This window comes from Paenibacillus sp. MY03 (assembly GCF_002165585.1).
Lineage (GTDB): Bacteria > Bacillota > Bacilli > Paenibacillales > Paenibacillaceae > Pristimantibacillus > Pristimantibacillus agaridevorans.
Map to the genome: position 1 here is coordinate 1 of NZ_MXQD01000016.1, position 18,342 is coordinate 18,342.

Consider the following 18,342-nt stretch of genomic DNA (forward strand, 5'->3'; position numbering starts at 1 on the left):
CGGGGGCGGGCAGATGTGTTTGAAAAAGCGAGTACAATAGGACGCGGACGGGTGGGGGCGGGCAGATGTGTATGAAAAAGCGAGTACAATGGGACGTGAACGGGTGGGGGCGAGCAAATGTGTTTGAAAAAGCGAGTACAATGGGGCGTGAACGGGTGGGGGCGAGCAGATGTGTTTGAAAAAGCGAGTACAATAGGACGCGGACGGGTGCAACCGCCGGCCACCAACAGCATTATAGCGGATTTCTCCGCTATAATTCCCGCTAACCGCCGACTTCGGCACATTAAAGCGGATTTCTCCGCCATATTTCCCGCCAACCGCCGACTTCGGCACATTATAGCGGATTTCTCCGCCATATTTCCCGCCAACCGCCGACTTCGGCACATTATAGCGGATTTCTCCGCTATAATTCCCGCTAACCGCCGACTTCGGCACATTAAAGCGGATTTCTCCGCCATATTTCCCGCCAACCGCCGACTTCGGCACATTATAGCGGATTTCTCCGCCATATTTCCCGCCAACCGCCGACTTCGGCACATTATAGCGGATTTCTCCGCTATAATTCCCGCTAACCGCCGACTTCGGCACATTAAAGCGGATTTCTCCGCCATATTTCCCGCCAACCGCCGACTTCGGCACATTATAGCGGATTTCTCCGCCCATATTTCCCGCCTACCTCCCACTTCGCAACTTTATAGCGGATTTCTCCGCTATATTTCCCGTCGACCACCAACTTCGCAACTTTATAGCGGATTTCTCCGCTATAATTCCCGCTAACCGCCGACTTCGGCACATTATAGCGGATTTCTCCGCTATAATCTTTGCCGACCGCTCTGCCCCTGGCAACAACTAAAAAAGCCGCGTCTCAAGCGGCAAGTTGTCTCCGCTTGAAACGTGGCTTGGGGCCCCGGACATACAGAGGCGCAAGCATGGTTTGTTTTTCTATTAAAAGTTACTGGTTATCCGCAGGGTACGTGAGTCCCCATTGCTTGCGCATCCGGTCCATCGTGCCCATGATGGAGACCGTCTCGTCAAGCGGCATGACTTCGCTCTCCGTCCGGCCGGAGCGCAAAGCTTCCATGGCGGCTTCGGCTTCATGCTTGTAGCCGTTGTACGTGCGATCGTCCTGGAAATGCACGGGTTCCTCTCCGCGGACGTGAAGGCTTGCCGACTTGCCGAAGAGAAAGCTTGGGATGTGGATGTAACCCTTCGTTCCGTAGAGGCACGCTTCGTTCGTCAGTTGCAGACGTACCGCGCCGTTCAGCACGGCCGTACGGCCTCCTTCGTATTCGAACAACGCCGAAAACTTCTCGTCTACGCCCGTCTCGCCGATCACCGCGCTGCTATGGATCGCGCTCGGCTGCTCGCCGAATACAAAAGAAGCAAAGGAAACGGGATAGATGCCTGCATCCAGCAGCGCGCCGCCGCCGATCTCCTTGTTCAGCAGCCTGCCCCCCGGATTCCACCCCGCGTCGAAGCCGAAGTCTGCTTTCAGCAGTTGGACCTCGCCGATCAGCCCTTGCTGCAGCCACTCGCGCACTTGCACGATCGGAGGCAGGAAGCGCGTCCACATCGCTTCCATGACGAATAGACCTTTGTCGCGTCCCGCGCGTACGATTTCTTCCGCTTCCGCGGCATTCATCGTGAACGGCTTTTCGCACAGCACCGCTTTGCCTGCTTCCAGGCAAGCCAGTACCTGCTCCTTGTGCAGCGGGTGAATCGTGCCGACGTAAACAATCTCGACGTCCGCGTCGTTAAAAAACTCCTCGTAGCTGCCGTAGGCGCGCTCGAAGCCGTGTTTCTCGGCAAACGCTTGCGCCTTGTCAAGCGACCTCGCGGCTACCGCCGTCAACTCGGCTCCCTCCGCCAGCTTTAAGTCGTTCGCAAACTTCGACGAGATCCCGCCGCAGCCCAGAATGCCCCATTTGACCGGTTTCGTGCTCATATGTTGTTGCTCCTCTCTCATCGCTATGGGATTGGTACTGCTTTCCATTCTACCATTGTTGGCTCCGGGATGGAAAAGCTAGTTTTGCAGAGCGCCGGGTTAGCTGAACCAAGCAGCTCTTCATAGCGGCATCAGAATACGATTTCCGCAGCGCTAGCCGCACTGACGCCCCAAACTCAAACTCCCACGAACCAATCGTCCAGGCGCCCCAACTGTCCCGACCGAATCAAATGCCCCTGGTCAACCCTCCCCACAGCCGCTCCTCGCGCGCCAAAAAGCCAGCGCCCGGCAGGCGCTGGCTTTAACGGAATTGCCTCGATTTCGGAGAAATGACCCGTCTCTCCTTCTATTGTTTCGTCAACCGCACGTCGTCCACATGGAGCACCGTGCCTCCCGGCGAGTTGATATAGAAGCCGACGTCCACCACGCCGCTCGTAACGGGGATATTATCGATGCTGATATATTCCCACTCGCCCGTATTCGGAATGTTAACGTAGATCGCCGATCCGCCATGGCTCGTAATCTCCGCTCTCGCCGTCGTAGGGGTCGCATATTGCATGCGAACCCAAGCCTCCAGCTTGTAGTTCGCGTTGTTTACCGGCACGTTCACCACTTGGTGAATGCTCTGCTGATACGCGCTTGCGGAGTAGAAGTACGCCCTCGCGTCCCTGTGCCAAGCCGATGTCGGAGGATGCGTGCCCGATCCGCTGTCGACGCCGAAGGCCAGCGCCTGTCCGCTCGGATGCCATTCTGTCCAGGCCGAGCTATATCCGACCCGTTCGAAGCTGCCGTTATCGAGCAGATTCAGCTCCGACTGCGGCGTTCCCGGCGAGCTCGGGGATAGCAGAATCCGATCGAGATTAACGTTGCCGCTGTCAGCCGCGTCATACTTGAAGGCGATCGTATTCTCTCCCGCGTTCAAGGTCAGCGACTGCGAAACATCCTGCCATGCGCTCCAACTCGCGCCCGGGCTTGGCAGACTGGCCTGCGCTACGTCGACGCCGTTGACGTAAGTGCTGAGCGTCTTCGTGCTGCCCGTGCCGTTCGCATAACGGAGCGCCACTTGGTAGCTGCCGGCGGATGGGACATTAACTTTAAACGTTGCCGTCGCCCCCACTGCCGTCATACTATCCACGAAAGACGTGCCGCTATGGAACCCATGGTTTTTGTTGGTCGCCGCTCCGCCGGACAGGGCGGCTCCCTCCGCTTCGTACTTGCCGACGGACGGGTAGAACGGCACCGAGATATAGTCCAGATTGACGTATCCGGTGTCTCCTGCATCCGCATAATAGCGGTACGTAATGGCGTTGCGTCCCGCCGCCAGCGGAACGGTTTCCGTCGCCGTCCCCCAAGTGCTCCAGCTCGCCAGGTTCGCGAGGCTTGTCCCCTTCACGCGCTTGCCGTTGACAAAGATGCTCAGCGATTTCGCCGAACCATTGCCGTTGGCATAACGGAGATCGACCGCGTAGTCGCCTGCCGCTTTGACGTCGGCGTAAAACGTAACGGACGCGCCGTCGTTCTCGATTTTGTCCACGAAGCCTGTGCCGGAATAGCCGGCGTGATTGTTGTTGACGGCAGCCTGCGCAGCCGGCGTGGCGCCCGACAACGAAGCTTGCTCCGCTTCCAGCTTCATGGCCGTAGCGGCCGGCGTGCCCGTGCCCGAGACGACGATGTTTTTGGCGGAGCCGCTTCCGGCCGCGACCTTGACGTACGTCACTTCGCCGTAGATATCGCGCCCCGTCGTCCAGCCTTCGCCGGATGCCGCGCGCAGCGCCGCCAGATCGCCGTAAGAGGTCATCGCTGACCCGCCAAGCGTTACGCCCGTGCCGGCTTTGCCATGGATCTTTACGATGTAGTTTTGCAGAGCCGGCGTAAACGTGCCCGTTTTGGCGCCTACCGAGAAGCTGACCCCGCTGCCGCCGTTATCCTGCGCCGCCAACGTCTGCTTAAAGATTTCTCCGCTTTCGTAATCGTAGCTGCCGCCGTCGTCATCATAATACGTGAAGCTGGTTGCGGCCGTATCCGGGAAAACATCGACATCGACGGTCGTAACCGCGCTTTGGCCGATATAATCTTGGGGCTCCTGCGTCGGAATAATGGCGCCTTTTTTGATGAAGAGCGGGATATCCGACCAGTCGTCCGCGTTCAGCGCGTACTGAATCGTTTGACCGCCCGCATACGTTTTGCCCGTAAAATAATCCGTCCACGTGCCCGCCGGCAGATAGATCGGCTTGACCGTCTGGCCCTTGTCCACGACCGGAGCAGCCAGCAGCCAGTCGCCGAACATCCAGCCGTCGACGTAGTTGCTGACCGCCGGATCGTTTGGATAATCGAACAGCAGCGGGCGAACCAGACCGTTGCCCGTCTCGTAAGCTTCCCGCTCATAGGCGTACATGTACGGGATCAACGAATAACGCAGCTTGATCGCCGCCTTCGACGCTTCCTCCGCCGTAGGGCCATAAAACCATGGCTGCCGCTGATGGTACAGATTGCCGTGAACGCGGAACACCGGCGTAAGCGCCGCGAACTGCATCCATCTCGCATAGAGCTCGGGGCTCGGATTGCTGTCGTTCGGGTTAAAGCCTCCCGTATCCATGCCCCACTTCGGCTGTCCCATGTTTACCGACGAGAGCATGACCGTGCGCTGCTCCTTCATGCCGGATGCCCAGCCGACCTTCTCGCCCATCTCGAACTGTCCTCCGATGTCGCCGGACCACAGCGTCGTCGCGTACCGCTGGGCGCCGGGATAGAACGTCCGCGCCGTCTGCCAGACGCGGGCCTGGTCGTTGGTGTAAGCGCGCTGCCCCTCGTACATCGCTTGGGACAGATGGGTCGTCGAGAAGTTGCCGAACCACCATTGGGCCGAGCCCGAGGCGATCTTGTCCGTCTCGTCGTTCCACCAGCCCACGATCCCCTTGTCGTAGGCGTCCTCGGAGTGATCCCAGTACCAGGCGCGCATGCCCGCGTTGTAAGGATCGATGCTTCGCACCTTCACGGGGATAAAATAATCGTTGTATTCGCCATGTCCCGGATACCAATATCCCGCCGCGTTGGCGTCGTTGTATTGCGTCGTCCGGTTGCCGCCGCTGTCCTCCGTCACGATTCTCGGCTTCGTAATGCCGATCAGCTTGATCCCCTTGGCATCCATCGCCGTCTTTAGCGCCGTCGTGCCGGCGCTCGGGAAGTTGGCGGTATTCCAGGCAAACTCGCCGTAATTGCTTGCGCCGTATTGTTTCCAGTCGTAGTCGAGTCCGTAAGCGTCGAGCGGAATGTCCTTCGCGCGGTACGTATCGATCATCGAGGTCATCTCCGTCTGGTTGGTATCCCATTCGAAGTTCATAAAGCCAAGCGACCACTTGGGCAGCATGGGAGACTTGCCCGTAATTTCGCCGACGCTGGCCATAATCTCCTCCGGGGAGCCAACCATGGCGTAATATTCGACGTCGGTCTTGAAGTAGCGGCGTCCTTCGTCCGGCGTGCCGCCGTAATAAAATTCCAGCTTGCCCGTCGTGTCGGAGTATGGATAACCGCCGTCGCTGTCGACGAGCAGGCCGTATCCGGCCGTCGACCACATGAGCGGACCGCCGGAATCCCCTTGGTTGCCGGCGTGCGCCGGATGGGTGCTGGAGTTGCGAAGCAGATCAGGAGCCGATTCGTTGGCGTTGTAGCTGCGAATGCCATAGATGTTGTCGCCGGAGTTCCGCATAAACCGGACGCCGTCGTAGAAGACGCCTCCGCCCGATGGCTCCCACAGCAGCGTCGTGCCGTCGGCCTTCTTGATCGTGACGCGCGCCGGCGTCTTTGCGATTTCGACCCGAATCTCGGAGGTCACGATCGTAATGGGGTTGCCCGACGTATTAATCGTCGCCCCGACCGCGCTCCAGGTTTTGCCCGGATCGATCATAGGCGTATCGGGGCTTGGCGATACATCGTTCGGCCGGTACGACACCTTTACGATGTCGTTCTTGAGCACGTCGATAATGAGCTTGTCGTCGTTCGGTTCCGCGCCGTTGTCGATCGTCAACGTAACCGTGTCTCCCGATACGGAGGCTCCCGTTACATTCCCTAGCGCCCCTACGTAAGCAAGCGTCGTGCCCGGACGAGCGATACCCATCAGCGAAAAGACCATCGAGAGCAAAACGACGTAAGCAATTGTACGAGACTCTACCCTTAACACATGACATGCCACCTTCCACAATGGATTTAGACCCATGCCCATGTTCGGCTGCCGCACGAATCTATCTCTAGCATAATGGAAGCGCTATCCTATTAAAATTCCATATTATTCCGATTCGGTATCTTTTGTTATGCTCATTGCCTCTATCTGCCGGGGCCCGATCAACGTTCCTCTGGGCACTGTTTCGACAGATTTGCCGAAACTATGATACGATGACCAACATAGAGAATATTTGCAACGCCACTGAAGTTATTTCGGAGGACGCCATGATGAACGACAAGCGAAAGCTGCCGAATTCGGCCCCGGACAAGCAGATCAAATTTCATTTTGACAACCAATACATTCATGACCCCAAGCATTACGGACCCATTACCCTGTATCAAATCGGCGATCTGAGCTGCGCGTCAGGCTATGAAGTCGGCGAGCATCGTCAATATTGCTATGAGATCAGCTATATCGTCTCCGGCAAAGGCGTATTTACGACCGACGACACCAGCTATCCCGTTCAGGAGGGCGACTTGATCGTACATGTGCCCGGCCAGCGGCATAACGTTATAGCGGATCGGGAGGATCCATTCCGCTATTATTACGCGGGCTTCGAGTTTCGTCAGGAGCAGACCGACGGCGAGTTTCTTCATATCTCGCGTCTGTTTCAGCAGGTCAAACATCCTGTTGTCGCCGGAAGCCGGGCTGCGGCCCCCGTGTTCACCGGGCTGCTCCAGGAAGTTCTGAACTTGTCGGACTTCTCGCCCCTCATGATCGAAACGTACCTGAAGCAGCTGATCGTGCTGGCTTACCGGGGCTTCTACGAGGACCTGGCTTCCCATTACGCGCCGACCGCCAGTTCGGACGCCGTGCGGGACCTCGTCTACAGAGTCATCCATTACATCGATCTGCATCTGCTGGAGCTGACGGAGCTGTCCTCGCTCGCGAACGAGCTTTGTTACAGCTATGCGCATATTTCCCATATTTTCTCCAAAGAGACGGGACTTAGCGTCAAACAATATTACGATCAAAAGCGCTTCGAGCAAGCGACTGTCTGGCTCAGGCAAAGCCGTTATTCGATAACCGAGATTGCCGCCAATCTGCACTACCAGTCCATCCACTCATTCAGCAAAGCGTTCCGCCGCCACTTTGGCATGTCCCCCACGGAATACCAGGCAATTGCCTCCCACCTAAAAAAATGACCAATCATTCCGACAAATGAAAGCAAATCCAACTCCTCGCGTCCTTGCTATGATAGGGACGAATAAACATATAGGAGCTGATGCGCCAATGAAACCCATGAAAGTCGCCGTAATCGGCAGCGGTCAAATCGCAACCTCAAGACATATTCCCGCTTATACGCGAAGCAAGCAGGCTGAAATCAAATACATCGTTGACCCGATTCTCGAGCGGGCACAAGCTGCCGCAGAGCAATTCGGCATCCCGATAGCGACGGCCAGTCTGGACGATGTGCTAAGCGATCCGGAGGTGACGGCCGTTTCCGTTTGCACGCCAAACCATACTCATGCCCCCGTCTCCATCGCCGCCCTTGAGGCTGGCAAGCACGTCCTCTGCGAGAAGCCGGCCGCGCTTTCGTACGCCGAAGCTTTGCGCATGAAGGAGGCTGCGGACCGGACCGGCAATATCCTGAACATCGGAGTCGTCAACCGCTTTAACAGCGCCGTCAACCACGTCAAACAGCTCATTGACGCAGGGGAGCTCGGCAAGCTGTACCATGTGTATTGCTCCTTCAGGGCGCATCGCTCCATCCCCGGACTCGGCGGACCGTTTACGACCAAAAGCATGTCCGGCGGAGGCGTGCTGATCGACTGGGGCATCCATTTTCTCGATCTCATCTTCTATTGTCTCGGCGAAGACACCAAAGCGCTAAGCGTCTCGGGCGCGGTACACGGCGAACTCGGCAGGCAGATGGAGAATTACGCCTTCACTTCAATGTGGGCCGGACCGCCAAATTACGAAGGAACCTACGATGTCGAGGACTTTGCGGCCGGCATGATCCGCACAAGCGGTCCCAGCTTGACTTTCAACGGGGCTTGGGCGCAAAACATTGCCGAATCGGCGATGTACGTGGAATTTCTCGGGGACAAGGGCGGTATCAAGCTGGAGTACGGCGGCGATTTCACCTTGTATACGTCGCGAGGCGGCATGCTGCTGGAGACGGCTGCGACCTTCAGCAAGGTCGATGCGTTCGACGAGGAGATTGAGGCCTTCCTGTCGTCTGCCGCTGGCGGCGTTAAAAACAGGGCCAACATCGACAATACGCTGACGACCGCTCAGGTCATTGATGCGCTGTACGCCTCGTCTGAGCAGGGCAAGGAAATCGTGCTATGACCAAAAAAATCGGATTAATCGACTATTTCCTTGACGAATGGCATGCCAACAACTATCCCGCCTGGCTGCGCGAAAGCGCCGCAGAGCAAGGACTGGACTGGGATGTCGCGTACGCATGGGCAGATACGGACAAGCCCGGCGGACTCCATACGGACGACTGGTGCATCGCTCACCATGTACAACGGGCAGGCAGCCTCGCGGAGCTTGTGGAACGCTCGGACGCCCTGATCGTCCTGTCTCCTGACCATCCGGAGCATCATCTCCGCCTGTCCGAGCTGGCGCTGCAATCCGGCAAACCCGTCTATATCGACAAGACGTTCGCGCCCGACCTGGCTACTGCTGCAAAGCTGTTCGAGATGGCCGCGGCCGGGGGCACGCCGATATTCTCCACCTCGGCGCTGCGCTACTCCGAGCAACTCGTCGCGTTGCCCGCCGGAATCAATGCCGACTCGATCAGCCATCTGTCCGTGACCGGTCCGGGCGCTTTCCAGAACTACGCCGTGCACCAGATGGAGATGATCGTCGCGCTTCTCGGCACCGCCGTCACGCGCGTCAAAAGTTTGTCCGCGCCGAACGGTGGCCGCCAGCTGCTTATCGAGTTCGAAGGGGGCCGCCAGGCGTCGTTTCTCCAAATCAATAACGCTCCGTTCCAGCTCCTGCTTCAGCCCAAAGGAGAGGCGGAAGGTTATATCGTGCCGGAATGCACCGGCTTCTTCCCCGAACTGATGAAGCAGATGCTCCTCTTCTTCGAGAGCGGAGTACCTCCAGTCCCGCGGGAACAGACGCTGGCCGTCATGGCGCTGCTCGATGCAGGCCGCTTGGCCCTTGATCGACGGGACGAATGGATATCCGTTGCGCGATGATATAGAGAATATATGCACGATCTCGGGGACGCGGCAACCGTCTGCGAGATCGTGCTACTCCAACAGCAGTTCGTCAATTTTCCGCGCCGCCCTGTCGGTAGCCTCTTCCGCCGTCATCTCGCCGGCCAGGACGCGCTCCACCATTCGTGCGAATTCCTCGTCGATAGCGGTCCAATTCGGGACGGGAGGACGCGGTCTTGCTTGCCCCAATTGCTCCAGATAAGGAGCCAGCAGCGGATTCGTCACGTTATTCTCGATTCCCTGTATGGTCGGGATTAGACCCGTCTCCGCCATAATCCGCTGCGGTTCCTCCGAAGTCATCCATCTTATGAACTCCCATGCCTCCTGCTTATGCGAGGACTGCTCGAACATGACGAGATTCTCCCCGCCGATAACGGAAATGCCTCCCGATCCCGATTCCAATCCCGGGAACAAACCAATAACGACATCGTCCAGCAGCTCCTTGTTCGGCCCCGTTGCATTGACGGTATGGAACCAGTGCGCGTCGTCGATCATGAGCAATTGTCCCTTCAGAATGCCGTCCCACGTGCCGGGCACCTCTCCCAAAATGGAGCGGCTCATAATGCCGCGGTCCATCCAGTCCTTCATTCGGTTAAGCGCCGCGCGGCTTGCTTCGCCGTTAAGATAGCCGCTTGCCTTGGTGTACTCCGGATTTGTCATTTCTCCGCCAAGGGACCAAAAGTAAGGCAGCATGCCCCAGCCGCCCGAGCAGCAGACGCCGATGCCGTACGCGTCCGACCGAACGGCGCGAAGCCGCGCCGCCGCCGCCGCCAGTTCCTCGAACGTGGAGGGAGGCGCACTCAAACCCGCCGCCTCCAGGAGTTTCTTATTGTAGAGAGCCGCGCGCGTATTGGCGTTGACGGGCAGGCCGTAATAACCCCCTTTGTACACATTCGTCTGAATAAGGACGCCGATAAACGTATCTTTGATCGCGTCGAAGCCCGGCATGCCGGACAGCTCCTCGAGCGCTTCCTTTTTGGCGAATTCGGGCACCCATACGATGTCCATGCGCATGACGTCCGGCTGCTTGTTGTCCGCTACCGCGAACAGCAGCGTATCCTTGAATTGATCCGTTTGGTCTTTGCGCACGGCGTTAATCCGAATATGGGGATATTGTTTCTCGAACAACGGCAGAACCTTCTCCAGGAACACTTCCTGCTCCAGATCGCTATAGGTGTGCCAGTATTCCAGCTCGACGGCATATCTCGAGGTATCGCCCTCAGGCTCCTGCTCCGCGAGCTCCCCCGGCGCAAGCGAAGGTCTCATGCATCCGGCCAGCGTTACTGTTGCCAGTATGAACAGCATCATGGGCACATAAACGGCCCAGCTTCGGGAAGGCTTCCTCGCAGTCCGTGCGTCATCATTCATTTAGACCATCCTCCCCGGGCCATGTCGCCTCCTTGGTTCTCCCCTGCTCGCACTGTTCGCGGAATTCCAGCGGCGTGCAGTTCAGCTCCCGCTTGAACAGCTTCAGGAAGTGCTTGGGACTGTTAAAGCCCGATTCCGCGCCGACATCAATGACCTTCATGCTTGTTTGCTCCAGCAGATGTTTTGCGTAGTGAAGCCGCAGGGAAATCACGAAGTCGATGAAGTTCATGCCGGTTCGCTGCTTGAACTGCTCGCTGAAATAATTTTTGCTCATGTGCACATAATCGGCCACATCCTGCAAAGATATATCTCTGCGATAATGCTCCTGAATATAGGATAACGCGAGCTGAATGACATGCGCGCCGCCGGCGTCGACCGCGACAGTTGGACGATTGTCCGGCTTCCAGAACCGGGACAGCTCCTCCCGCACGGCGCGAATCAGGGAATCCAGACCGGACGATTGCTCCAGACTCCCCAGCCTCCTCATCATCATGCCCATATCCTCCTCCGTCTTCACGCGGAATCGATGCGACCACATAATCATAAGCAAGCTTCTGGCGTGCGCGACGATCTCATCGCGGCCATAACGCCGCGCTTTCCATAACGCGACCATCTCCGCCAACGCCGCCTCGCTGCCGGGTTGATCCGAAAACGCATAAGCCTTCGAGAACTTCTCCCGCAGCCGTTCGAAGCCGGCATCGGGACCGGGAATTTGCCGCCGCTCTTCCCCTCCGGAAGGAATTTGGCCGAGATAACATCGCCCCCTCCCCTCAAAAAAAGCGTTCCCGAGCGCCTTTCGCGCCCATCCGTATGCGTCCTGGGCAGACTGCAATCGGTGTACGACAGGACTGACGCCGACCGTGAATTCTCCCATGCCGTCCTCCTCCGCGAGCAGTCGATGGTAACGCGTAATATCCGAGAAAGCGCTCCCGCTATGATCCGCAAGCAGCGTCACCAGCTCGCCCTCTCCGGACAGAAACGAGTGGCCATGGGGGCACCATTCGTTGAGCTTGTTCTTCGCAGACTCAAGCGAGACGATATGCCGCAAAGCCTCACCGCCCGCGGACTCCAGTCGCCAGACGGCCAGCACGATATGGCCGATTGCCCATTCCGGCTTCCATTCGAAATCCTTGCCGATGCCTCCCAAAAAAGCTTTCAGCTCTTCCTCGAACCGATGCTTTCTGCTTTTCTCCTCCTCTTCCCGCAGTCTCAGCTCCTTCTCGCTGCCGGCAAGGTCCCGCGCCAATCGATCCTTGCATGTCCGGACGACGCGCAGCAGATCCTCCGGTTCCATCGTCGGCTTTAGCAAATAGTCCACCACGACGCCGAGCTTTACCGCCTCCACCGCATAAGCGAAATCGCTGTAGCTGCTCACCAGCACCACCTTCAGCTCCGGACGGAGCTCCTTGGCAAGGCGGATGAGTTCCAGTCCGTCCATGAGCGGCATTTTGATATCCGTTATCAGAATATGGATCTCTTCCGACCGAATGAGCGCCAGCGCCGCTTCTCCGTTCGCCGCTTCGCCGGCCAGCCTGACGCCCTCCTGCTCCCATTCGACGCAGGACGCCAGGCCGAAGCGGATCATCGGCTCGTCGTCCACGATCAGCGCGTTATATACCAATTGCCATCTCCTCCTCCATAAACAGCCTGACCGTTACGATGGTCCCGCCGCCCGGCGGACTGACGATCTCCACGCCGCTTCGTTCGCCATAATACAGCTGCACCGTCTCATGCACGTGATTGAGGCCGATCCCGAACATGCCGGATTTGGCCTCCCCCGTCCTGCCCAGCAACAAGCCCGGCAGACGGTCCGGCGGAACGCCTGCTCCATCGTCTTCGATTCGTAGAATTAATCCTGGCTCCAGCGTATTGGCCGTCTGCTCGATGGTAACCGTCACCGTCCCGCCGTCCTCCTTGGGCGCGAGCCCGTGGAAAATCGCATTTTCCACGATTGGCTGCAAAAGCATCCGCGGAATGGACACGTCCATCAGCGCTTCCTCGCATCTGACATCCAGATGGATACGGAAGTCGTATCGAAACCGCTGGATGACCATATATTTGTCCAGCAGCTCCAGCTCATCCCGAATCGTATAGAACACCCCTTGCTTCTCCATGCTTGCTTCCATTAGCCGAACCAGCGATGAGATGCCGTCATACGCGCCTTCCTTCCGCCCGAACTTGATCATCCAGCGGATGGTGGCCAGCGTGTTATATAGAAAATGCGGATTAATTTGATGTCGCAGCGCCCGCATCTCGGCTTCCCTCTTCTTTCCTTCCACCTCATTTACCTGCTCGATCAACGCCTCGATCTGGCCTACCATCTGGTTGAAGCGGCGGCTTAATTGCCCGATTTCGTCCTGGGACGAGACCGCAGAGAGCGCTTTGAAGTTGCTTCGCTCGATCTCTTTCATTTGCCTCATTAATGATTTAAGGGGCGAAGTAATGCGCTTCGAGAACAAATAACCCGTTACGGAGGCCAGCGCCAGCAAAAGGGTGGCGAACAGCCAGATCTGCTGCTGAATGCGCGCGATATCCCCGATCATCTCGCCCACGGGAACGATGCCGACGATAGTCCAGTCGTTCTTTAGTTTGCGTGTCACCGCATATTGGCGAACACCGTCCAGCTCCAGCTCGAACTCCGACTCCTCTGCCCCGATACGCGGCAGCCGTTCGCCTAACCCCGTTGTCTCAAGCGTGTCGCTCCAGCGCTCCGGCTCCGAAGCGATGACAACCTTTCCGGCTCCGTCAACGACAAAGAAGTCGCCCGTCTTCCCAAGCCGGATCCGATCGATTGCTTGCAGGATAAGCTGGCCGTCGACGTTGACCAAAATCGCTCCCGCCGGCTCGCGCGTGGCGAGGTTATGCAGCGGCTTAACGAATGTCAACACCAGTCTCGTGTTCTCCCCTCCTCCGCTGAAAGGGTCGAATTGGAGCGGCAGCCACAGCTCGTCTTGCCTGCCCCCAAGAATATCGTTGTACCAATCCCGCTCCGTCAGCGTATACCGCATGACCTTCGACGCGTTGAACAGTCCGCTGCCCCAGCTGACGCCCTGCTCCCGGAGCAGGTAGATGCTGTGTACGAACGAACTCGTATACATGATGTTGTTGAGAATATCGTTAACGGCGTTTTTGTGATCGAACTTCTGGTCGACCGACAGCCCGCCCTTCGCTTCCTCCTGAATAACGCCCTGAATCCGCGCGTCGCGAAAAATCTGCTGCCCCATGTCGCTGCCGACGGTCAGAATAAGCGACAGGTAGTCGGCGGACTGCTTGGCGGATTGTTTGGTGGAAGCACTTACATTTCGCAAAATAACTTCGGAAGAAAACCAAAAATAAAGAGAGCTGATCATCGCAATCGCGAAGGTAAGCAGCATGAGCAGCAGGAGGATGAGCTTCGTGGACAAGCTTCGGCCAAGTCGGTTGCGAATAAAGGATATCACGGCGGCCCCCCTCCATATTGTTCAAGGTTTCTTTATTATAAACCGGAGCCGGAGCCGCTGCACGAGAAAAAAATGGAGCCGCCGGCGTACACGGGCTGGCGATTGGCTCGCGGGTAAACGTGCTTGGCGGCGCTCGGAGTCGCTTATGCTCTGCAGCCCGAAAAAACTGGGTTACAGAGTAAGTCGTAGGTAACTTTGGACTTTGCAGCCCTTTGAAGCCCGAGATAGTCAGGCTACAGCTTCGCTCGAGGTAACTTTGGGCTCTGTAGCCCGAAAAAATCGGGCTACGGCTTCGCTCAGAGCTACTTTTGGCTCTGCAGCCCGAGAAAGTCGGGCTATAGCTTCGCTCAAGGTAACTTTAGCTTCTGCAGCCCGAAAAAATCGGGTTACAGCTTCGCTCAAGGTAACTTTGGGCTCTGTAGCCCGAAAAAATCGGGCTACGGCTTCGCTCAAGGTAACTTTGGGCTCTGTAGCCCGAGAAAGTCGGGCTACAGCTTCGCTCAAGGTAACTTTGGGCTCTGTAGCCCGAAAAAATCGGGCTACAGCTTCGCTCCATTGTGTACAGACAAAGTGTGGCATGTTGCCGCTTTCGCTAGTCAATCTCCGAGGCGCCGTAAAAGCGAACGTGTCGGTAGAAAATAAAGGATTAGACTGGGTGTCTTTATGCGGATTCTCGATTCAACGAAAAAACGGCAGCTGAACGAGTCGTCAGTTGCCGTCATGGGAAAATCATTATGATGAAGTAACCTGCACTATACTTTAGCAGCCCATACTTCAATTTCTATTTTTAACTCTGGCAGTCCTAATTCAGTAATATATCCAATCGTCATTGCCGGATAATCACAACTAAACATTTTCCCCCACTCTTCATAGAGGTAATCCCAATCAATTTTTTTAGTTGCCCATATGTTTACTTTGATTATGTTTTCAGATGTTAGTTCCTCAGAAACTAACAATTTCCGGATATTATCAAAAGTATTTTTTACTTGTTCGTTCAGGCCCTCCGGAATCTCCCCATTTTTATCCACCCCAATTTGACCGGAAGTTACAAATAACTCTGAATTTCTGGGGATTTTGGTTATATGCGTATAGTTACCAACGGGGTCATACATACCTGCTGGGTTTTTTCTGGATATAAACGATTTGTCCATGTTTAATTACCTCGCATTCTATAAGAGATTCACTGCCGTAGTTAACGTCCATTTTTGGGCAGACTTCACCCGTAAAATGAATTCTAGAAAAAAACGGCAGTCGAATATCCATATCCAAAAGATATAAACATTAAAGATTTTTTCTTCATGGATTGGATACTCCTTTCTTAATAGACGTGAAGTAATATAATACATAAATATAATAGTTTTTATTAAAATAAGATTCAACTATCCTCCCCGCTTAATGATGCATCGTCAGTCTATCACTTTATTTTCAGTCTAGAACTTTATTTTCTTCTGACAGAACGAACTCAGCAGCCGCTTTTGCGCAGCATTCGGCCCCCAAAAAACACAACGGACACCAGCTGCGTTAATTGCACATTTTCACACAAGGTACTGTGTACAATGGCTAATTAACGACCGTTATGTCTGTTGCAATGGATTAGCCAATCGAGCTCCATATGTCCGTTGGCTCCATGTCCGAACAAGGAGAAACGCTAACGGACTAGCGATGTCACACCACTCGCATCAAATCGACCAACTGCCCGCCGCCATCTGCACCGCGAGCTGGAGCTGCGCGCAGTGCGGCTAGCTGCCCGCAGGGGTTAACCGCAGCCGTTCGCCCGGCGACGTTGCGATTTCTAACACCTCTCCTGCCTGAGGTGCCAGAAGCTCCTCCCTCCGACCCTCGCGAACGAGAAGCACCGCTTGCCACGGGCTATACACTCGCAGCACGGAGCCGGCTTCGCTGATAATCTCGACCTCTCGCACCGTCCCGCCTTCGAAGGAAGCACTCACCAGAAAGCCGCCTACCGCGCGGAGCGTCCGAAACGCTGCCCCCTTCTCTGCTGGCCAGTTGGGAAAAAGACGCATGATGCCGTTGTAACTCTGCAGCAGACATTCATTGATGACGGCAGGCAGCGCGAAATTCTCGAACCAAATGCCCATTGGCTGCATGTAGTCAAATGGGGTCGTATCCGAATAACGGCCTCCCGATTCCAAAAGCTTGTCGGTGCACGTACCGTTCGGCAGCAGGCAATATCGGATTTGCCGCTTGAACCGCTCCAGGTCGAGCTTTCCGAGCCGCGCTCCCGCTAAATTCAGAAAGACGAGCTCGTTGCCGCCTTCATTCCGGTGGTTCAAATAGGAGTTTACCGCGATCTCGTATAGTTCAGGCGGCGAATGCAGGCCATGCTCCTCCCCCGGAAAGACGGTCGCCACTCCGTTCGGCACGTTGTAGACGACTTCGGGATTCTCGCCCGGCACGGAGACGAACACGGTACCGCGCCGCGACTCCGCCGTCGGATTGTCCGGGAACCTCTCCAGAATCTCGCCAATCAGACCAAGCAGTTCTCCCTCCTCCGCTTCTCGTCCGAGCGTGGAACAAGCCTCCCTGAACGCGCGAAATAGAAACCTCGTAAGCGTCAAATCCACTATGCAGTCGTAATTCCGGCGAAAACCCGGCGTCAGTTCGTACAGCTCCGGCACGACCGTGGGAAAAATGTGAAAGCGGTCATCGCCCCAAGCCTCGCCGCTCGCTTCCGGCCTGAGCATATAATCCGCCATGAACAACGCCGCTTCCTTTATCGGCGTAAAAGCTCGTTCCTCCAGGAAGACGCGATCCATCGTATACAAATAATGCCACCACAAGCTTTGCACCGTCCAAGGCGTCTCGCACACCTCCCAGCCCCAATGCGGGACGGGATACGGCATAATGTCCATCTCGACGGGATAGGCGGAGTGGGGAAAATAAGCGCCACGCAAGCCGTAATACTCCCGCGCCCACTTTCGGCTGACGGGCAGCACGTGGTCAACCATGTTCGCGTACGCCAAATGTTTGTCTGCGTGATTGCTCGAGAAGGCCACCCAGAACGGCTGCTGCGTATTGTAGTTCATATGGTAGTCCCCGTGCCACTCCGCGCCGATTTTGCCGTAGCTCCAGTTCGCGAACAGTCCGGGGCAGTCCGCCTCCGCCTTCACGGAGCACTGGAGGAAATACAGGTTGCGGTACCAAGTCTCTTCCAGCAGCTCATCCTCTAGCTCCACTCCCGAGCGCGACCAATAGGAATCCCATACGACATCCGATGCCGCCAGGGTCTCGCGAAACGCGCCGAAATCGGGATCACTCAGCCGCAAGAAAGAATCCCCCGCGTCATCGCCGACCTCCCTCAGAATTCCCTCTTCCAACCGGATCCGAACATCGAAGCTTTCTCCCGCCCCCAGCGCAAGCTCCAACTGCTTGCCGTCAGTCCAGGCCTCTACATCCGAAGAAAACCGGGCCGACAACCGAAACGCCCGGGACTTGTCTTTCATGTCCTCGGCAGCTTCCAATGAGCGCGGCAGCTTCTGCCGGAACGACAGCCCTCGAACAGTTGAGTCGACCGTCTCTTCCGGGCTCGGCAGCTCCGCCGGCGTCTCGGGATCGGGTATAAGCTTAACCCGGTTAAACAGATTGGCATGAGGAGCGCTTCCGTCCTCATTCCGAAGCGTCGCCAGAAGTTCGTCCTCCCGTTGGTCGACAAATAGCTGCAGCGTAGCAATGCCGTTATGCGTCAGAAAGTCGATCTCGCACAAGCCATTATCGACCGACAGACGATGGCCCAATACCTCGACCTCTCTCCTGTCGAAACCGAGCAGCAGCGAGCCGCATGGCATGGGACGCGGGTACGGCTTCGCGTAATTCGCTCCCGCCATCGTTACGTAATCCCGATACCATGGCTCGTCGCTAAGCGACGCATAGTGCTCCGGAATGTTCTTAATCCGGGCAAACAGCTCGCCAAACGTGCCGATCTCTTCCTTGTGCTCCTCCGCTATGCGGATATTCCATACGTTGTTATGGCCAAAGTGTATGACAACCGCGTCCGGCCGAGTTGTCACGACCGCTCCAAGGCCGCCGTTGCCGAGCAGCGCCCCCTCAAAAAAATTCGCAGCCGGTCCTTTAAATACGATGGCATGCTTCCGTGCCCGTTCTCTGTTGACCATGATTCCGTCTCCTCCTGAATTAGCCACGATGTAATGACAACGCTTACTATATTGCACA

11 protein-coding genes are annotated in these 18,342 nt (G+C 56.5%); 3 read left to right on the forward strand and 8 right to left on the reverse strand.

The genetic code is table 11. From position 1 onward, the window contains the following. The 3 genes from B1748_RS17055 to B1748_RS17065 form a co-directional block, all read right to left on the reverse strand. On the reverse strand, positions 1-663 hold a 663-nt coding region (locus B1748_RS17055; RefSeq protein WP_143810316.1), incomplete at its 3' end, for a hypothetical protein. Between the two features lie 289 nt (positions 664-952). Further along, entirely contained in the window at positions 953-1,945 is a 993-nt protein-coding gene (locus B1748_RS17060) for a Gfo/Idh/MocA family protein (protein WP_087569145.1), read from the reverse strand. Between the two features lie 346 nt (positions 1,946-2,291). Further along, complete coding sequence (locus B1748_RS17065; protein WP_256975730.1) at positions 2,292-6,122, reverse strand: TIM-barrel domain-containing protein; 3,831 nt, start codon at positions 6,120-6,122, stop codon at positions 2,292-2,294. Positions 6,123-6,391: 269 nt separating this feature from the next. Here B1748_RS17065 and B1748_RS17070 point away from each other — a divergent pair, with 269 nt between their 5' ends. The 3 genes from B1748_RS17070 to B1748_RS17080 all read left to right on the forward strand — a co-directional run bounded on the left by B1748_RS17070 (position 6,392) and on the right by B1748_RS17080 (position 9,322). Then, complete coding sequence (locus tag B1748_RS17070) at positions 6,392-7,309, forward strand: helix-turn-helix transcriptional regulator (protein WP_179215635.1); 918 nt, start codon at positions 6,392-6,394, stop codon at positions 7,307-7,309. A gap of 88 nt (positions 7,310-7,397) precedes the next feature. Further along, positions 7,398-8,459, forward strand: coding sequence for a Gfo/Idh/MocA family protein (locus B1748_RS17075; protein ID WP_087569147.1), 1,062 nt, complete (start codon positions 7,398-7,400; stop codon positions 8,457-8,459). Beyond that, on the forward strand, positions 8,456-9,322 hold the full coding sequence (locus B1748_RS17080; protein WP_087569148.1) for a Gfo/Idh/MocA family oxidoreductase: 867 nt from the start codon (positions 8,456-8,458) through the stop codon (positions 9,320-9,322). The genes B1748_RS17075 and B1748_RS17080 overlap by 4 nt, the downstream gene beginning before the upstream one ends. A 54-nt stretch (positions 9,323-9,376) precedes the next feature. Here the strand turns inward: B1748_RS17080 and B1748_RS17085 are convergent, their stop codons facing one another. From B1748_RS17085 to B1748_RS17105, 5 genes are all read right to left on the reverse strand, one after another. Then, positions 9,377-10,711: an extracellular solute-binding protein gene (locus B1748_RS17085; protein WP_087569149.1), complete on the reverse strand. Its 1,335-nt coding sequence runs from the start codon at positions 10,709-10,711 to the stop codon at positions 9,377-9,379. Next, a complete protein-coding gene (locus tag B1748_RS17090; protein WP_087569150.1) occupies positions 10,704-12,332 on the reverse strand; it encodes a response regulator in 1,629 nt (542 codons plus the stop codon). Before B1748_RS17090 ends, B1748_RS17085 begins: the two co-directional genes overlap by 8 nt. After that, a complete protein-coding gene (locus tag B1748_RS17095; protein WP_087569151.1) occupies positions 12,322-14,151 on the reverse strand; it encodes a cache domain-containing sensor histidine kinase in 1,830 nt (609 codons plus the stop codon). The genes B1748_RS17090 and B1748_RS17095 overlap by 11 nt, the downstream gene beginning before the upstream one ends. Before the next feature lie 752 nt (positions 14,152-14,903). Further along, positions 14,904-15,302, reverse strand: a complete 399-nt coding sequence (locus B1748_RS17100; protein ID WP_087569152.1) for a RidA family protein — start codon at positions 15,300-15,302, stop codon at positions 14,904-14,906. 588 nt (positions 15,303-15,890) lie between these two features. Further along, a complete protein-coding gene (locus B1748_RS17105; RefSeq protein WP_087569153.1) occupies positions 15,891-18,284 on the reverse strand; it encodes a glycosyl hydrolase family 95 catalytic domain-containing protein in 2,394 nt (797 codons plus the stop codon). Between the last annotated feature and the right edge of the window lie 58 nt (positions 18,285-18,342).